Raw genomic sequence first — 16,308 nt, 5'->3', positions numbered from 1 at the left:
CGCCTACAGCCAACAGCAAAGACGCTCCCTCGACCTCGTGACCGCCCATCCCTTCGGTTTCCGCTCCGCTTCGGAATACGGCAGATCAGCAGTTTGTCCAGGAAAATGCAGCGAAGATCAAATGGGACAGAGGAGTGCCGAGCCCTCCGAGGGCTAACGAAACATAATTCCGCGGTGCAGATGGTGTGTCTCGTCCCTCCCGGGTGCCGACAACCGGCTCCCGAGGAGTGATTTTTGGCAGGCCGAATGCTTCTGCAGGAATATCCTGGCGTCAGGTCCGGGATCTGGTTTGCGAATCAGCCCAAAGTAGAACTCCGGCGAACGCGGCGAAAACCCCTACAATCGCAAAGCTCACCACCATGGCGTCGAACGGCATGTCTCTCCCCCCTCTTTGAGTTCGAGACATTGTTCCTTAACGGCTAAGCGCCGGTCTTTGACCCAGATCAATGCAAACCAAGGACAACCGCTTTTCGCGGATAGTCAGGCCGCCGCCAAAGCTTCGGCACGCGCCGAATCCCGCAGTGAAACGCCTCCGGGAAGTATGGCGATGATTCCTTCCCGCTCGAGCTTCGTGAACGTCCGGCTGACCGTCTCGATGGTCAGACCGAGATAGTCGGCAATGTCCTGCCGGCTCATGGGTAGCGGTACAATGTTGGAGGGCCCTCGAAGCTCGACCAGCCGATCCCTCCAGCTCACGAGGAACGTCGCCACTTTTTCCTCGGCCGATCGCCGTCCGAGGAGCACCATGTGATCCCGCGCGTGATTTAGCTCTTGCACGGCCAGTTCGTTCATCCGCCGTAGAAGGTTCGGCTTGTCCTCGGCAAAGCGGCTAAAAGGTACCTTTGCGAACTGACAGACCGTGATGGGACCGATCGCATCAGCCGAAAACCCATGCCGCTGCTCGGTCGTCATACCTACGAAATCGCCTGGCAGCACAAATCCGACGATCTGTCTGCGACCATCGGGCAGCAGCTTATAAAGCCTCATGACCCCGTCGAGCAGATTGTAGAAGCAGGACGACGTATCCTCTTGCGCGAAGACAGTCGCGCAGGTCTCGAAACTGACGCGGCGGCTGAGCTGCTCGAACTCGCGCATCTCAATCTGGTCCAGCGATGCGCATACGCTGAATCCTCGCACTGCACAATCGGCGCAGCCGTCCCCGTGAAAATCGACTGCAACCAGAGACGTCTTCATACCGGGCTCCGCTAGGCCAAGCGCAAGGAGGATAACTGCATTCTAACGCATGCTCGAAGTTCCAATTGACTCAAATCAAATGAACCAAGCATCCGGGCCGTATCGTGGCGGCAAATATCCGTGCCCTGGACATAATTCATGCACCGGTCTGCTGTCTGCGCGCTTCTTTTTACCCTCCCGTTGATCATCCCCTCATATGCCGCATCGACGCCGGAACAGCGGGGCCGAGTCTACGCGAAGACACATTGCGCGCGATGCCACGCCATCGGCCGGACCGGTGAAAGTCCATTCAAACCGGCGCCTCCGTTTCGAACGCTTCACCTGCATTATCCCATCGAAACCTTGGGCGAGGCGCTTGCCGAAGGAATCGTTACCGGCCATCCGGCAATGCCACAATTCGAGCTTGCACCGCCGCAGATCAACGACCTGCTGTCGTATCTGAAGAGTCTGGAATAGACTGGTCAGCTCTCTCGGGTCTAGAGCGCCTGGACGGTCCACGTCAGGATCGACTTGGCGACCCGGCCGAAGGCTTGGTCGAAGGCGGCCACTGCATCGGCAGGATCGAGCCTGCCAAGCGGCTGGTTCTCGTCAAACAGCCGCGACGCAACGACTTTGCCGCTCTTGTCGACGAGACGAGCGGACAGCCCGATCTCCACCACGGTTGACGGGTCGGTGTTGATCCGGAAACGGCGGACGTCGATCAGCAACTGAGCGTCGGGCTGGCCCAGATCCGATGCCCGCAGCGGGGCATGCGCAACGTCATAGTTCTCGAACGTGTCGATCAGGCGGGCCTGCACCAGCTTCGGGATGCTGTCGGCCCACAGGATATCGCCGAAGCCAGGATAATCCTTGGCCGGCGAAAACAATATGCGCTGGGTCTGCAGCATTGCCACGGCCGTGGGCTCCGGGATAGCGAGCTGGCCCTGGATGGTCTTGTTGCTGGGGCCCAGATCTCGTGGCGCGGTCAGATCATAGGTCACCTTCTGCGCCGGAGCGCCGCCGCCGGTCATCTTCTCGAGGCCGGAGACAATTCCATCCAGCTTTCCGGCGTTCCGCGCCAGTCCGTCCGAGAACGTCTTGAGATTGGCGATCGTATCCTTCAGCGGCCCGGCGTTTTCCGCGAGAACCGCGTCGACGCGCCGCAAGGCGTCACGTGCCGCCTGCGTCATGCTCTGTCCGGCCCCCTGCTCTGCGATCAAGGTCGATACCGGCCCCGAGGCGGCAGTTGACGAGCCGCCTTCCAGCGCGATCACGGGCACCCCCGTCAGCCCTTGGAATTCCAGACCCACCTTGGTGTCTGCTCGCACCGGTGTAGTCGAGGCCACGGAAATCGTTGCATTGACCTGGCGCGGATTATCGGGCGCCAGGCCGAGATCGGTGACCTCGCCAACCCGGATTCCGTTGAACAGAACGGCAGCACCGACCAGCAAGCCCGGTACGGATCCTTCGAATTGCACGTGGTAGGTCGTGCGTGGCCCAAGCCCGCCCGTGTTGTTGAGCCAGTACACAAAACCAAAGATCGCGACGATGGCCGCCAGCACGAAGCCGCCGATGACAGCGAATGGCGCACGCGTTTCCATCTCTAACTCTCTTTCGGTTGCAGCATCTGGGATCGCTTGCCGTGGAAGTAGGCCTTGACCCAGGGATGTTCTGATCGAAGCAGATCGCTCATCGGACCGATCGCGACGATCTTGCCGTCGGCCAAGGCCGCGACGCGATCGCAGACCGTATTCAGGCTGGCCAGATCATGCGTCACCATGAACACGGTCAGTCCCAGCGTCTGCTGAAGCGTCTTGATCAAGGCATCGAAATCTCCGGCGGAGATCGGATCGAGGCCGGATGTCGGCTCGTCGAGAAACACGATCGCCGGATCGAGAGCAAGGGCGCGCGCCAGCGCAGCGCGCTTGGTCATTCCGCCGGACAGCTCGGCCGGAAACTTGTCGCCATCCTCGGCCCGAAGCCCGACCATTTCGAGCTTCGCGATCGCGATCTCATCCATCAGGTTCTGCGACATCTGCAGATTTTCGCGCAGTGGAAACTGAACGTTCTGCTTGACGGTCAGAGACGAAAACAGCGCGCCCTGCTGGAACAGGATGCCCCAGCGGGTCGCCGCATCTTGCGTGGCACGCTCCTCTGCGCCGCCAAGAGGGACCCCCATGACCTCGATGGTCCCGCTGCGCCGTGGAATCAATCCGATGATGGTCCGCATCAGGACCGATTTTCCGCCGCCAGACGCCCCGACCAGCCCAAGAATCTCGCCGCGACGAACGTCCAAGGACAGTTCGTTCAGAACGACCTGGCGGCCGAACCCTACGACGAGATTGGTCACGCGAATGGCGCTGGACACTCCGAAATCATCCATCGCTACATTCCAATGGACGCAAAGAACACTGCGAACAGACCATCGAGCACAATGACCAGAAAGATGGATTTCACCACAGACGTCGTCGTCTGTTGTCCCAATGATTCGGCGCTGCCTTTGACCCGAAGGCCTTCGCTGCAGGCGACGATGCCGATCACCAAAGCCATGAAAGGCGCCTTCAACATTCCCACTTCGAAATGCGTGACCGAGATCGCCTCACGCAGTCGCGCGATGAAGATCGCAGGCCCCATGCCGCCGTAAAGCTGGGCGACAAGTCCTCCTCCATAGAGCGCAGCCATGGATCCTATGAAAGCCAGAATTGGCAAGGTCAAGACCAACGCGACGATCCGCGGCAGGATCAGGACCTCGACCGGGTCGAGCCCCATCGTCACCAGGGCATCGATCTCCTCCCGCATCTTCATCGATCCGATTTCTGCGGTGTAGGCGCTTCCTGATCGCCCTGCGACCATGATCGCGACAATCAGGACGCCGAGCTCGCGCAGGACAAGGATTCCCACCATGTCGACGACATAGGATTCAGCACCGAAGCGTCGGAAATGGAAGATCCCCTGCTGGGCAATGATGGCACCGATCAGGAACGTGATCAGGACCACGATCGGGATGGCCTGCCATCCGATCCTGTACATCTGATAGACGAGCGAGGTCACGCGCAGCGAGCGCGGCCGCCGCAGCGCCCGCAGCAACGCAAACGAGAGTGCAGCCAGCATGTCAAGGAACACCGTGACGTCCCGGGCCGCGCCCAATGTCGAGCGGCCGAGATCAGTGAGCTTGGCAACGACCGGATTCTGCCTCGGCACCGGCTCGATCTCGCGTCGATTGACCTGACGAACCTCCTCGACCAGTCCGATGTAATTCGCGGCGACCCCGGTCATCTCGACACGTCGGCCGTCGGCAGCAGCGCGTCGACTGAGTTTCTCGAGCAACCAAGCGCCCACGGTATCGATCTCGTTGACCGCGCCGAGATCCAGCTTGACAGCCTTGGCACTGCCTACCTTGATGCCGGCGGAGCTGGTCAAGCTCTCGAGCTCTGCCACATTGAGCGACACCCAGGATCCACTGGGACGGAGCTCCAGCACCTCGTCCGTCGCCTCTGCGGTCAATCCTGGATGAACACGCAATTCGCTGTCTCCTTCACTCGGCACGCCGAGGCATACCCGTTCCTAAAATCCCGCCGATCTGCCTCGCTTGACATGCATCAAGTCCATAGATGCGACCGGTTGAGGGAAATCAAGCCTTGCACCGCCGTCGGTTCTACAATGAATTGGACGGCAGGACAAAACATGGCCATCGACCCTACGATACTCAGAAATGAGTTGGACGCTCTCACGCACGAGCTTAGCCAGCTGTTGCGCACCGCTGGCGCACGTCACGGCGCCTCCACCGCACCACCGATCGCCGTGACGGTCGCTGCAGCCATCAAAGCTCTGGGCACCGGTCTCAACGATGCCGACTTTGAGGTAGAGCGGTTGATCAGGGCCCGTCCGCTCATGGCGACGGCTTCGGCGTTTGCGCTTGGCATGGCCGTCGGCCTCCTTCTGCGGAGAACTTAAGTGGATACCGAGAATGTCGTTAAACATTTACGCCTCCTCTGGCGCACCGACCGGGTCATCGCCGACATCAGGCTACGGCATCTGCTCGTCGGGCTCGGCCTGCGCGCTTTCGCCGCGCTGATTGCCGTGTTTGGCCTGCTGATGCTCGAGCTGGCGGCTTATCTCGCGCTGGTCCAGATCACGTCCGCGGTGGTGGCGGCCGCAGCGCTCGGCGCCTGCAATTTCGTTATAGCGGCGATCCTGCTGATGATCGCGGCCCGCGCTCCCTCCGGCCGTGAACTCGAGCTGGCCAACGAGATCCATTCCTCATCAATGGATGCGTTACAGTTGGAAGCTCGATCCCTGCAGTCGAGGATATCGAGTGTCGTCAACCATCCTCTCAACAGCCTCATCCCGCTGCTGATCATTCCCATTGCGACGATGATTATCAGAGCGCTCCGCTCGCACGGCTCGTCCGAAAGCGAGACGGCGAATCCGCCGCCCAACGATGCTCCTGCGACTTGATCATGATCTCGCCGGAATCGTGAGACCGGAATCTAAAGCCTCAGCTTGACATTGCAGAGATCGCGCTCGGTCGGATCGGTCTTGACCTCGAATCCGAGGTTCCTGCACATTTCCAGCATCACGATATTTTCCTGCAGGACATCGCCGGAGATCATCTTCAGCCCTTCGGCCTTGGCATATTCGATGATCAGTTGCATCAAGGCCCAGCCGAGACCTCTTCCCTTGAGATCCGACCGCAACAGAATCGCGTATTCTCCGCTCTCATAGATTGAATCGGAGTGAATTCTCACGACGCCGACCAGTTCGTTCGTCGCTTCGTCGATGGCGACAAAAGCCATCGCACGCGCATAGTCGAGCTGCGTCAGGCGCGCGATGAACTCGTGCGTGAACTCCTTCATTGGTGCAAAGAATCGCAGGCGGAGGTCTTCAGCAGTGACATGCTTGAGGAGCTCATGAATGATCGGCTCGTCCTCGGGCCGGATCGGCCGCGCAAAGATGCGCCAGCCGTCCTTGACCTGGAGATGCCGCTCCCACTGGCTCGGATACGGTCGAACGGCAAAATTCGCCGGCCCGGAGCCCTTGAATTTCGGCGGGACCTTGCCGACGGCGACGCGCGCATCGACGGCCAAGACACCGCTCTCATCCGCAAGCAAGGGATTGATGTCGAGCTCGCGAATCTCGGGAACGTCTGCTGCGAGTTGCGCAAGCTTGACCAGAACCATTGCGACCGCGTCCGGCTTGACCGCCGGCACATCACGATAAGCCCGTAGCAATCGCGAGACACGCGTGCGCTCGATGAGGTTGCGCGCCAGATGCAGATCGAGCGGCGGCAGACCGAGCGCCTTGTCGTTGATGATCTCGACGGCGGTGCCGCCACGGCCAAAAACGACGACGGTCCCGAACGTCGGATCGTCGGCAATGCCCATGATCAATTCGCGTGCCTTGGCGCGCACGACCATGGCTTGCACGATCACTCCGGAAATCCGTGCGTCGGGCCGAACGGCTTTTGCGCGGGCCATGATCTCGTTCGCCGCGTTACGGACTGCGTCCGCCGTCGTCAGGTTGAGAACGACACCGCCGACGTCGGACTTGTGGACGATGTCACGCGACAGAATCTTGAGCACGACGGTTGCGCCCTGAGCAAACAACTGGTTCGCATAGCCGACCGCCTCGTCGATCGTAGATGCAGCGAAGGTCGGTACCATCGCGATGTCGTAGGCCTCGAGCAATCGGCTGATTTCGACCGGATCAAGCCAGGTCCGCCCGTCGGCAAGCGCTGCGCCGACGATTTTGCGGGCCGACTCGAGGTTGGGTGCAAAGGAGCTCGGCATGGCCGGCGGGACTGCGGCAAGCGACTCAACGACTTCTCGATGTCGCACCAGATGCATGAAGCCGCGAACGGCGTCGTCCTCGGTCGGATAGTTGGGAATCCCGGCGCCACTCAACGTTTCGATGACGGGCTGCTCCGCGCCCACCCATGCCGCCAACACCGGCTTGGCCCAGCGTCGGTGCTGCTTCCGGTAGGCGCTGACGAACTGGGTGACGGCCGTCGCAATGTCGCTGGCGGATGCGATCGCGGTCTGAACATTCATCACGAGAATTGCGTCATTGGCCTGGTCGCTGAGCAACGCCTCGAGCGAGGCCGTATAGCGTGCGGCATCTGCATCGCCGACGATATCGACTGGGTTGGAGCCGGACCAGGTTGGCGGCAGCACAGCGTCGAGCTGGTCGTGAACGGCTGGAGAGAGCGTCGCCGGCACTCCTCCGAGCTCGACCAGGCGATCCACGGCGAGGACGCCAATCCCGCCCCCATTGGTCAGAATGGCGAGCCTCTTGCCCGTCGGCGACTCCACGCGCCCCAACGTCTCGGCGCAGTCGAACAGCTCACGCAGATCCGACACCCGCAGAACGCCAGCACGGCGAAAGGCCGCTTCGTAAACCGCATCTGCTCCGGCCAGCGCACCCGTGTGCGTCGCCGCGGCCTTTGCCCCGACAGCACCGCGGCCCGACTTCACCACGACGACGGGCTTGACCCTGGCCGCCGCGCGCGCCGCCGACATGAACTTTCGCGCGTCCTTGACGGCTTCGATGTAGAGCAGAATCGCACGGGTCCCGCCGTCCAGCGCGAAATGATCCAGGAGATCTGCGAGATCGACGTCCAACTGGTCGCCGATCGAGACGATCCCGGAGAAGCCGACGCCGCGCTGGGCCGCCCAATCCACCATCCCGGCAGCGATCGCCCCGGACTGCGAAATGAGCGCCAAGCTGCCCGCACATGGCATATGCGCCGAAAAGCTCGCATTGAGCTTGATGGTTGGCATCATGATGCCCAGGCAGTTCGGTCCGATCAGACGCATGCCGTATTTTTGCGCCGCCTTTTCGGCCTGGTCGGCAAGCGACCCTGCCCCATGCCCGAGGCCGGACGTGATGATCAGGGCACCGGCGGTTCCAAGGGCGCCTGCCCGATCGATCAGATCTGGAATCGAAGGAGGAGGCGTCGTGATCACTACCAGTTCCGGCACGAATGGCAGCTCGGCGAGACTTCCAACGGCAGCGATGTTGGATATCTCCGGATAGCGAGAATTGACCAGACCAAGCTTGCCCTCGAATCGCGCCTTGACGATATTGTCGAGAATAGCCCGTCCGACCGAGTTCGGCCGCGGACTTCCTCCGACCAGGGCGATGGAGCGTGGCAACAACAAATTGCGCAAGCGGTAGGTTGACATTTCGACATCCGATCTTGGCGCGGCAGGCGACGGTTTCCTGAGCGAGCATCTTAGTTTCAATCCGCCACCGGTCCTAGCGTGACTTATCATCCCATCAAGAGGACGAATGTGACACTGCTCAGGTTGCGGATACCGCCCTCGCTCGGCGCCGCCGCGTTTGATAGACTCTTCAGCTCGCCAGAGACCTTGACGGATATCAAACGGGTGTGGCCCACAATGACCTATGCCGCCAAGCGCAACGTGGTCCTGGAGGCTCTCGATGCAGGCGATGGTGTTGAAAACCCCTGGAGCACCACTCCAGTTCGAGACGCTCGCAGATCCTGAGCCAGGGCCCGGAGAGATCCGCGTCAGTGTCAGAGCATGCGGCGTCTGCCGCACCGATCTGCACCTCTGCGATGGGGAACTTCCAGACATTCCCTATCCGATCATTCCTGGACATGAGATCGTCGGCCACGTCGACCGGCTCGGCCCAGGTGTCGTAACCCCTCGGCTCGGCACGCGGGTCGGCATCCCTTGGCTGGGACATACCTGCGGCCATTGCGCGTTCTGTACCCGCGGGATGGAAAATCTCTGCGATCAGCCTGCCTTTACCGGATACACGCGCAACGGCGGCTACGCGACCCATGCCGTCGTAGACGCAAACTATGCCTTCCCGCTCGAAGGTCTGAACGACGACGTCGCCACCGCGCCGCTGCTATGCGCGGGCCTGATCGGCTGGCGGTCACTGATGATGGCTGGTGACGCGCAACGGCTCGGCATCTATGGATTCGGAGCTGCAGGTCACATCATTGCCCAGGTCGCCCGCTGGCAGGGACGTCAGATCTACGCCTTCACCCGCGAGCATGACCAAGCTGCGCAAGATCTCGCTCGCGAACTCGGCGCGACATGGGTTGGCGGTTCGAACCGGCGTCCCGATGCTGCTCTGGATGCGGCTATCATCTATGCCCCCGCCGGCGAGCTCGTTCCGGCTGCTCTTCGGGCGGTTCGAAAAGGCGGTCGGGTCGTCTGTGCGGGCATCCACATGAGCGACATTCCGAGCTTCCCCTATCACCTTCTTTGGGGAGAACGTCACGTGATGTCCGTCGCCAACCTGACTCGGCAAGATGGCCTCGATTTCCTGCAAGTCGCCCAGAAGGCTCAGATCCGGACCTATACGACACCCTACCCGCTATCAGACGCAAACGCCGTTCTCGCCCGCTTGAGGCGGGGTGACGTTCTCGGCGCGGCTGTCCTCGTCCCTGGCTCCTGAAGATCGATCACGGCAGCGACCAATGAAGTCACCCTCCGACCAGGATCTCGTCTTCGCGTTCTTGGGCGACACCAGCCGTCACCCGGATGTCCGGCGGATCGACACGCACGCCGCGTCCGTGTTCCTGTTCGGCGATCGCGCCCTGAAGATCAAACGCGCGGTTCGATTGCCATTTCTCGATTATTCGACGCTTGCCCAGCGCAAGGCCGCGTGCGCAAAGGAATTGGAGATCAATCGTCCGTTTGCCCCGGACGTCTACCTGCGCGTTATCGCAATCACGAAGGCGCCAGACGGTTCCCTCGACATCGATGGATCTGGCACACCGCTCGAATATGCCATCGAGATGCGCCGCTTCGATGATAGCCGGACGCTCGATCATCTTGCCGCTCGATGTCAGCTGGGGGCCGATCTCGCTCGGCAACTGGCAGAGACCATCGCAGCGTCGCATCAGGCCGCTGCCCAAGTCTATTCCGGCGAATGGGGCAATTCGCTCCCGCGTTGGATCGAGGCCTTCGTCACCAGCTTTCGAACCAGCCGACGGTTTCCCGAACCGGAGATCGGCAAGCTTGCCTTGCTCTGCCAGTCCGCGTTCTCCCGTCTCCAGCCGCTACTCGAGCGTCGCAGTGCTGAAGGCTACGTTCGGCGCTGTCATGGTGATCTCCATCTGGCCAACATCGTCGTGATCGACGGCAAGCCGGTGCTGTTCGATGCCATCGAGTTCGATGACCGAATCGCCACGATCGACGTCCTCTACGATCTCGCTTTTCCTTTGATGGATCTGCTGCACTTCGAGCAGCGGATCGCAGCCAACCATCTCCTGAACCGATATCTCTTGATCGCAGCACCCGACCAGAAGGGCGGATTGGCGGCATTGCCCCTTTTCCTGACGATCCGGGCAGCCATCCGCGCGCAAGTCTATCTTGCGAAACTTGATCGTGACCGTGCTGACCACCCCGACCTCGACGGCCCTGCAACATTCGAGGTTGCCAAGAGTTATCTGGAACTGGCCTGCAAGCTGATTCAGCCAACCGTTCCGAGGATGATCGCCGTGGGCGGCCTTTCAGGAACGGGCAAGTCTGCGCTCGCGCAAGCGCTCGCCCCACTGTTGGTCCCACCGCCAGGAGCCATCGTTCTGCGCAGCGACGTGGTGCGCAAGCAGCTCTTTGCCAAGAAGGAGACCGATCGGCTGCCGGCGAACGCCTATACGCCTGAATCGAGCGCGAGGGTTTATCAGGCGCTGATGACGCAGGCCGATCGCGTGCTGACGCAAGGCTTCACAGTGATCGTCGACGCCGTGTTTGCACGTCCCGATGAACGGGAGGAGATCCATGGTCTGGCGAAGCGACTGAACGTGCCTTTTGCCGGACTCTTTCTGGTCGCAGATTTGCGCGTCCGGCAGGATCGGATTCATCATCGGGTCAACGATGCGTCCGACGCGACGGTCGCGGTTGCCGAGGAACAGGAACGCTATCAACTCGGCGCTGTGAACTGGCTGAAGGTTGACGCGTCAGGAACGCTCGACGCGACCTTGAATCACAGCATGTCCTTGCTGGACATTAGCGACTAAGCCCTACAGGGCCGAGCTTTCCCGTGAGCGCGCTACGCGCCTCGGTCAGCTATGCACATACTCGCCTGGCGCGCTTCCAAGATCCCTCGAGCCATTCGTTCCGAGCTGCGGCGGCTCACCCGGCCCTCCCGACTGTTGTCCGAGCCACGCGGTCCAAATCGGCCACCACGATCCCTCGATGCGCGGCGAGACGCTCTGCCACTCGTCCGGGCCGAGATAGGGCGCGTCGGCCGCCTTGGTGCGGACCTGATGCGAATGCCCCTGCTCACCTGGGGGTGCTACGATGCCCGCGTTGTGGCCCCCGCTCGCAAGCACGAAGGTGACGTCGGCATCGACCTCGTAGTGGATCTTGTAGGTCGACTTCCACGGCGCGACGTGATCACGCAGAGTCCCGACGACGAACATTGGCGTGTGAATATCGGAGAGGGAGACCGGTTTCCCCTCGACCCGATAGCGCCCCTCGGCAAGATCGTTGTTCAGAAACAGCTTGCGTAGATACTCAGAGTGCATCCGGTATGGCAGCCGCGTCGCGTCTGCGTTCCATGCCATCAGGTCGCTTGGGTTCGCCCGCTCGCCCAGCAGGTAGTCGCGCGAGACCCGCGACCAGATCAGATCATTGGACCGTAGCAACTGGAATGCGCCGGCCATCTGGGTCGTGTCCAGATATCCACGCTCCCACATCATATCTTCGAGGAAGGCAACCTGGCTTTCGTTGATGAAAAGCGTCAACTCGCCCGCTTCCGTGAAATCGGTCTGGGCTGCAAACAGCGTGATCGTCTTGAAACGATCGTCGCCGTCCCGTGCCATGGCGGCCGCCGTAATCGAGAGAAGCGTTCCCCCGAGGCAATAGCCTGTGGCATGAACCCGTGTGTTCGGAATGATGTCTCCGATCGTTTCCAGGGCCGCCATCACGCCGAGCGAGCGATAGTCGTCGAAGGCAAGGTCGCGGTCGGCCGCTCCCGGATTCCGCCAGGAGATCATGAAGACGGTGAAGCCCTGGTCCGTGAGATATCTGACCAGAGAATTGTGCGGAGAAAGATCCAGGATGTAGTACTTCATGATCCAGGCCGGCACGATCAGGATCGGTTCGGGCCGCACCTGCTCGGTTGTCGGCGCGTATTGGATCAGCTCGATCAGCCGATTGCGAAGCACGACCTTTCCCGGTGCAGTCGCCACTGTCCTGCCGACCACGAATTCGGCGGCGCTTGCCGTCTTCCCCGGCTGCAGCACCTGCATGAGATCTGCGAGCCAGTTCTGCCAGCCGAAGACAAGGTTCTCGCCGCCGCTTTGAAATGTCTTTTCCAAAACTTCGGGGTTGGTCGCTGCAAAGTTCGATGGTGCGAACATATCGAGCAGCTGACGAAGCGAGAAATCGACGACGGCTTCGTTGGCGGGATTGACACCGCGAATGCCGGTCGTCGCCTTGTGCCACCAATCCTCCCCAAGCAGGAACGCCTGGGCGAACAGGTTGAACGGCTGCGTCGCCCATTGCGGCTTCGAGAATCGATGATCGTTGGCTTGCGGCTTGATCAATTCCCAAGGGCTGCGGTTCGGGTCCGCAAGATGCAATGACTGCTGGGCGACCTGCCTCGCGCCGTGCCAGGCATCGCGGGCAATCTGAAGCTGGCGCTGGGGCGCTGCCGCCAGATGGCACGCCCAGTCCAGATACGCCATGGATAGCGCAGCCGGCGAGATCCCGCCAGTCACACGCGCCAGCATCGCGCTGAACGCCTTGTCCAGCTCATGATCCTCGCGCCCAAACCCTTCACAAACCGCGTCGGCTTCCTGAGGGAGCGACTTTCCGTCAGATTCAGCGAGCGTGCTGGCCGAATTCGATGAAGCATTCTCTGCGGCGATAACGGCGCCGGCCCTGTCGTCATTGGTACTCTCTTCGCGTTTCCGCCGATCGGAACGCGATGCACCTGCACTCTTCAGCTTCGCCACCGTTGCCCCGCAAGGTTCAGACTGGCATCAATGAGGCGCTGCCCGTGCTTGAAGAGCCGGTCGCAATCCCGCCTGATGAAGTCGATCTGATGCTGTCCACATTCCTGGACCATCGCCTGGATCCCCCTGACCGAATGCACGCTGGCCAGCTTCGACACGAACTCAGCCAGCAGGTGCGTTTCCGTTCGTGCGCGATCCAATGCCTCGTTGCTGGCGAAGAGAATCTCCTCCAGGACAATTTGCTGGGACCCGATGAGCACCTCAAGCGCGTGCTTGTTCGACAGAGCAACACGTTCGGACAATTCGGCCGTTTCGTCGGCCATGGCATTCGCCCCGGAGAGCTGGGACATGGGCACCTCTCCTCCTGCTGGATCGATGTCCCAATATAGCTTCTGCCCCTGCAGAGACCTTGAGCTGCATCAATGACGCAGCCCCTCCCTTTGACCTGCGTCAATCCATGTCTCTTCGGGTCGATTACCTTTCATGAACCGTTCGATATTGGAGTTCGCCATGCGCGCCCATCAAATCATGACCCGTCCAGTCATCACCGTTACTCCGGATACCTCGATTGTGGATGCGGCCAACATCATGCTTCAACGGCACGTCAGCGGCCTGCCAGTGGTCGATGCCGCCGGTAAGCTCGTGGGCGTCGTCTCGGAAGGAGACTTCATCCGCCGAACCGAAATCGGCACCGGGCGTAAGCGCGGCCGTTGGCTGCGCTTCATTCTCGGGCCCGGCAAGTCGGCGGCCGACTTCGTCCACGAACATGGACGAAAGGTTTCGGAAGTCATGACCAAGTCTCCGCTGACGATCACGGAAGACGCCGCGCTGGCGGAAATCGTGGAATTGATGGAGAAGAATCATGTCAAGCGGCTGCCGGTGGTCAAGGGTGACCAGGTGGTCGGCATCGTGTCGCGGGCGAATCTGTTGCAGGCGGTTGCGACACTCGGGCGGCAGGTGCCTGACCCGACGGCCGACGATGACCACATCCGCAACCGCGTGATCGACACGCTCGAGAAGAACGATTGGTGCCCGTTCGGTCTGTCGGTCATCGCCAAGGACGGCATCGTTCATTTGAGCGGCGTCATTACCGAGGAACGTTCGCGGCAGGCGGCGATCGTCGCGACGGAAAACATCTCAGGCGTCAAGAAGGTTCACGATCATCTGTGCTGGGTCGACACCATGTCCGGCATGTACCTGAACTCGCCGGAGGACGAAGAAATAGCCAAAGCCGGCTGATGATGCTTGGCGACGCCTCGCGATCGCGACTCTAAGGTTGGACGGCTGACCCGCTCTGCCCAAAGGCGCCCGCTTGCTGCAGAGCTTCGATCTCCTGCTCGGTGTGCCCCAGCCTGTCGCGCAGGATCGCAAGTGTATGCTCGCCGAGGCACGGCGCTGCCCTGGGCTCGACGGTCGGCGTCAGCTGCATTGTGATGGCCGGTTCGATATTCGGTATCGAACTTGCCGTCGGGTGCGGAATGCGACAGATGCGGTCTCGCGCCTTGACCTCTGGCGCGCTGAAGGCCTGCTCGATCGTTCGAACGCGGCCAACAGGCACGCCGGCCTGGTTCATCCGAGCAATCCAGACGTCGATCCGATCCGAGGCCAGGATCTCGGCGATAGTGCCGCGCAGTTGGGCCCGATTGGTCCACCTTGCTTTTCGGGTGGCAAACCGAGAATCGCTCAGGAGATCCGGACGACCAAAGACCGCGGTCACCAGCCGGCGGTAGAGCCGATCATTGGCGCAGGCGACATAAAGCGGACCATCCGACGCTTCATAGACACCGACGGTCGGAGAATCATTCGGCGAATTGCCTGTCCGCGTCGGATTCAGGCCATTCATCAGGTAGGCCATTCCGGAGAAGCCCGTCATCGCCAACGCGATGTCGAACAGAGCCACCTCGACATGCTGCCCACGACCGAGCCGTTGCCGCGCTACGAGCGCCAACAGGATGGCATTGCAGGCCGACATGCCGGTGGCCAAGTCGATGATCGGAGGACCGGTCCGCACCGGCGGACCATCGGCGAAGCCGTTGAGCGACATGAAGCCGCTTTCGGCCTGAGTGATGGGATCGAATCCCGATCGCCACGCGAACGGGCCGGCGCGTCCATAGGCCGAGATCGAGCAATAGATCAGCTGGGGATTCGTGCTGGCAACGGTCGCATAGTCCAGACCGAACTTCTCCATGACGGACGACGAGAAGTTTTCCACAAGCACGTCGGCCTTGGCGATCAGCGCGCGCGCCACGCCCCTGGCTTGCGGGACGGTGAGATCCAGCACCATGCCCCGCTTGTTCCGATTGAGACTGAGAAATGCGGCGCTCTCGCCGCCGAGCTCGGCATGCTCATACGCGCGCGTATCGTCTCCCTTCAACGGCTGCTCGATCTTGATGACCTCGGCACCGAAATCACCCAGGGTCTGCGTGCACGCCGGTCCTGCAACGACGCGCGTGAAGTCGATCACGAGCAGACCCGCCAGCGCCGCCGGTGCATCAGGCGGCCGTGGCGTGCGCTCCGGCAGGACAACTTCAGCCGGCATCTCAAATCCCCCTTGCGTCAATCGTCTCACGCGATCGTTGCGTCACGAGCCGGCGCCGTCTTCCGCGTCCAGACACTGCATGGTTAGCTCAACTGCGGCAGTAAAAAAAGCCCGCACGCCAACGCTGTCCCGCAGACCTATCTCTGTTGCGGCGCAATGTCCCCGCACGCGGTGACGGTCGACAACTCAGCCCCCGATCATCTTGCGCCAATAAAGCGAGTTCCCCCACGCCCACGGCCGCGACGGTTGAAACAACACATATCCGCAGCGAATGAAATTGTTCGCAGAGACGATGTTGCTCGTCGTGTCCGACACGATGCAATACAGACCCGAGCGCCGCGCGCGCTGCTCGATCGCACGCATCATTCGCCGTTGGAGGCCGTGTCCACAGAGCTCTCGGACAACACCGACCCTCGAGAGATAGCCGATCCCGATGCCCATGGCAGACGGAATCATTCCGGCGAAGGCGACGGGTTGCTCCCCCTCGGTCGTGATCCACCAATGGCCGATCTCGAAGTCGGGCAGAGGTGCCTGATCGAGGAAGGTGCGCGCGTGAAGATCCTTCAAAGTATCGAGGACGTCTGGCTCGCACGCGTCGACCTCGCCGATGCGAAAGCTGCGCTCTCGACGCCGAATCTGGCTTGGCACGACA

The 16,308-nt window shown here is 61.3% G+C and carries 15 protein-coding genes; 6 read left to right on the top strand and 9 right to left on the bottom strand.

Annotated features, from left to right (window positions below):
- Positions 1–480: 480 nt before the first annotated feature.
- Positions 481–1,194, bottom strand: a complete 714-nt coding sequence (locus S58_RS11790) for a helix-turn-helix domain-containing protein (RefSeq protein ID WP_015665531.1) — start codon at positions 1,192–1,194, stop codon at positions 481–483.
- Between the two features lie 138 nt (positions 1,195–1,332).
- On the opposite strand from S58_RS11790, the gene S58_RS11785 reads away from it, so the two are divergent.
- Positions 1,333–1,650 (top strand): c-type cytochrome, encoded by a 318-nt coding sequence (locus S58_RS11785; protein ID WP_042339264.1) that lies wholly within the window; start codon positions 1,333–1,335, stop codon positions 1,648–1,650.
- Between the two features lie 20 nt (positions 1,651–1,670).
- On the opposite strand, the gene S58_RS11780 is transcribed toward S58_RS11785, so the two are convergent.
- Genes S58_RS11780 through S58_RS11770 form a run of 3 tightly spaced genes read right to left on the bottom strand, consistent with a single transcriptional unit; the run spans position 1,671 to position 4,695 of the window.
- Entirely contained in the window at positions 1,671–2,774 is a 1,104-nt protein-coding gene (locus S58_RS11780) for an ABC-type transport auxiliary lipoprotein family protein (RefSeq protein ID WP_015665530.1), read from the bottom strand.
- A 2-nt stretch (positions 2,775–2,776) separates the two neighbouring features.
- Positions 2,777–3,556, bottom strand: a complete 780-nt coding sequence (locus tag S58_RS11775; RefSeq protein WP_015665529.1) for an ABC transporter ATP-binding protein — start codon at positions 3,554–3,556, stop codon at positions 2,777–2,779.
- A 2-nt stretch (positions 3,557–3,558) separates the two neighbouring features.
- The gene (locus S58_RS11770; RefSeq protein WP_015665528.1) at positions 3,559–4,695 is read right to left on the bottom strand and encodes an ABC transporter permease; all 1,137 of its coding nucleotides are present in this window, start codon (positions 4,693–4,695) and stop codon (positions 3,559–3,561) included.
- A gap of 162 nt (positions 4,696–4,857) precedes the next feature.
- Between S58_RS11770 and S58_RS11765 the strand changes: the two genes are divergently transcribed.
- Together S58_RS11765 and S58_RS11760 are read left to right on the top strand one after the other, a co-directional pair.
- Positions 4,858–5,127, top strand: a complete 270-nt coding sequence (locus S58_RS11765; RefSeq protein ID WP_015665527.1) for a hypothetical protein — start codon at positions 4,858–4,860, stop codon at positions 5,125–5,127.
- On the top strand, positions 5,128–5,631 hold the full coding sequence (locus S58_RS11760) for a phage holin family protein (protein WP_015665526.1): 504 nt from the start codon (positions 5,128–5,130) through the stop codon (positions 5,629–5,631).
- 32 nt (positions 5,632–5,663) lie between these two features.
- On the opposite strand, the gene S58_RS11755 is transcribed toward S58_RS11760, so the two are convergent.
- Complete coding sequence (locus tag S58_RS11755) at positions 5,664–8,357, bottom strand: bifunctional acetate--CoA ligase family protein/GNAT family N-acetyltransferase (protein WP_015665525.1); 2,694 nt, start codon at positions 8,355–8,357, stop codon at positions 5,664–5,666.
- A 259-nt stretch (positions 8,358–8,616) separates the two neighbouring features.
- Between S58_RS11755 and S58_RS11750 the strand changes: the two genes are divergently transcribed.
- Both S58_RS11750 and S58_RS11745 read left to right on the top strand, forming a co-directional pair.
- Positions 8,617–9,606 (top strand): zinc-dependent alcohol dehydrogenase family protein, encoded by a 990-nt coding sequence (locus tag S58_RS11750; protein ID WP_015665524.1) that lies wholly within the window; start codon positions 8,617–8,619, stop codon positions 9,604–9,606.
- A 22-nt stretch (positions 9,607–9,628) separates the two neighbouring features.
- The gene (locus S58_RS11745; protein WP_015665523.1) at positions 9,629–11,173 is read left to right on the top strand and encodes a bifunctional aminoglycoside phosphotransferase/ATP-binding protein; all 1,545 of its coding nucleotides are present in this window, start codon (positions 9,629–9,631) and stop codon (positions 11,171–11,173) included.
- Positions 11,174–11,218: 45 nt separating this feature from the next.
- On the opposite strand, the gene S58_RS11740 is transcribed toward S58_RS11745, so the two are convergent.
- Together S58_RS11740 and S58_RS11735 are read right to left on the bottom strand one after the other, a co-directional pair.
- Positions 11,219–12,892 (bottom strand): PHA/PHB synthase family protein, encoded by a 1,674-nt coding sequence (locus S58_RS11740; RefSeq protein WP_015665522.1) that lies wholly within the window; start codon positions 12,890–12,892, stop codon positions 11,219–11,221.
- Between the two features lie 212 nt (positions 12,893–13,104).
- Complete coding sequence (locus tag S58_RS11735; RefSeq protein ID WP_015665521.1) at positions 13,105–13,467, bottom strand: hypothetical protein; 363 nt, start codon at positions 13,465–13,467, stop codon at positions 13,105–13,107.
- A 160-nt stretch (positions 13,468–13,627) separates the two neighbouring features.
- Between S58_RS11735 and S58_RS11730 the strand changes: the two genes are divergently transcribed.
- Positions 13,628–14,356: a CBS domain-containing protein gene (locus tag S58_RS11730; RefSeq protein ID WP_015665520.1), complete on the top strand. Its 729-nt coding sequence runs from the start codon at positions 13,628–13,630 to the stop codon at positions 14,354–14,356.
- Between the two features lie 31 nt (positions 14,357–14,387).
- On the opposite strand, the gene S58_RS11725 is transcribed toward S58_RS11730, so the two are convergent.
- Together S58_RS11725 and S58_RS11720 are read right to left on the bottom strand one after the other, a co-directional pair.
- The gene (locus S58_RS11725) at positions 14,388–15,656 is read right to left on the bottom strand and encodes a CaiB/BaiF CoA transferase family protein (RefSeq protein WP_015665519.1); all 1,269 of its coding nucleotides are present in this window, start codon (positions 15,654–15,656) and stop codon (positions 14,388–14,390) included.
- A 186-nt stretch (positions 15,657–15,842) separates the two neighbouring features.
- Positions 15,843–16,304 (bottom strand): GNAT family N-acetyltransferase, encoded by a 462-nt coding sequence (locus tag S58_RS11720; RefSeq protein ID WP_015665518.1) that lies wholly within the window; start codon positions 16,302–16,304, stop codon positions 15,843–15,845.
- Positions 16,305–16,308 lie beyond the last annotated feature (4 nt).

The sequence above is a fragment of the Bradyrhizobium oligotrophicum S58 genome (assembly GCF_000344805.1).
Classification (GTDB): domain Bacteria; phylum Pseudomonadota; class Alphaproteobacteria; order Rhizobiales; family Xanthobacteraceae; genus Bradyrhizobium; species Bradyrhizobium oligotrophicum.
Note: the sequence above shows the minus strand (reverse complement) of the source record. Positions and strands in the feature narration are given on the sequence as shown.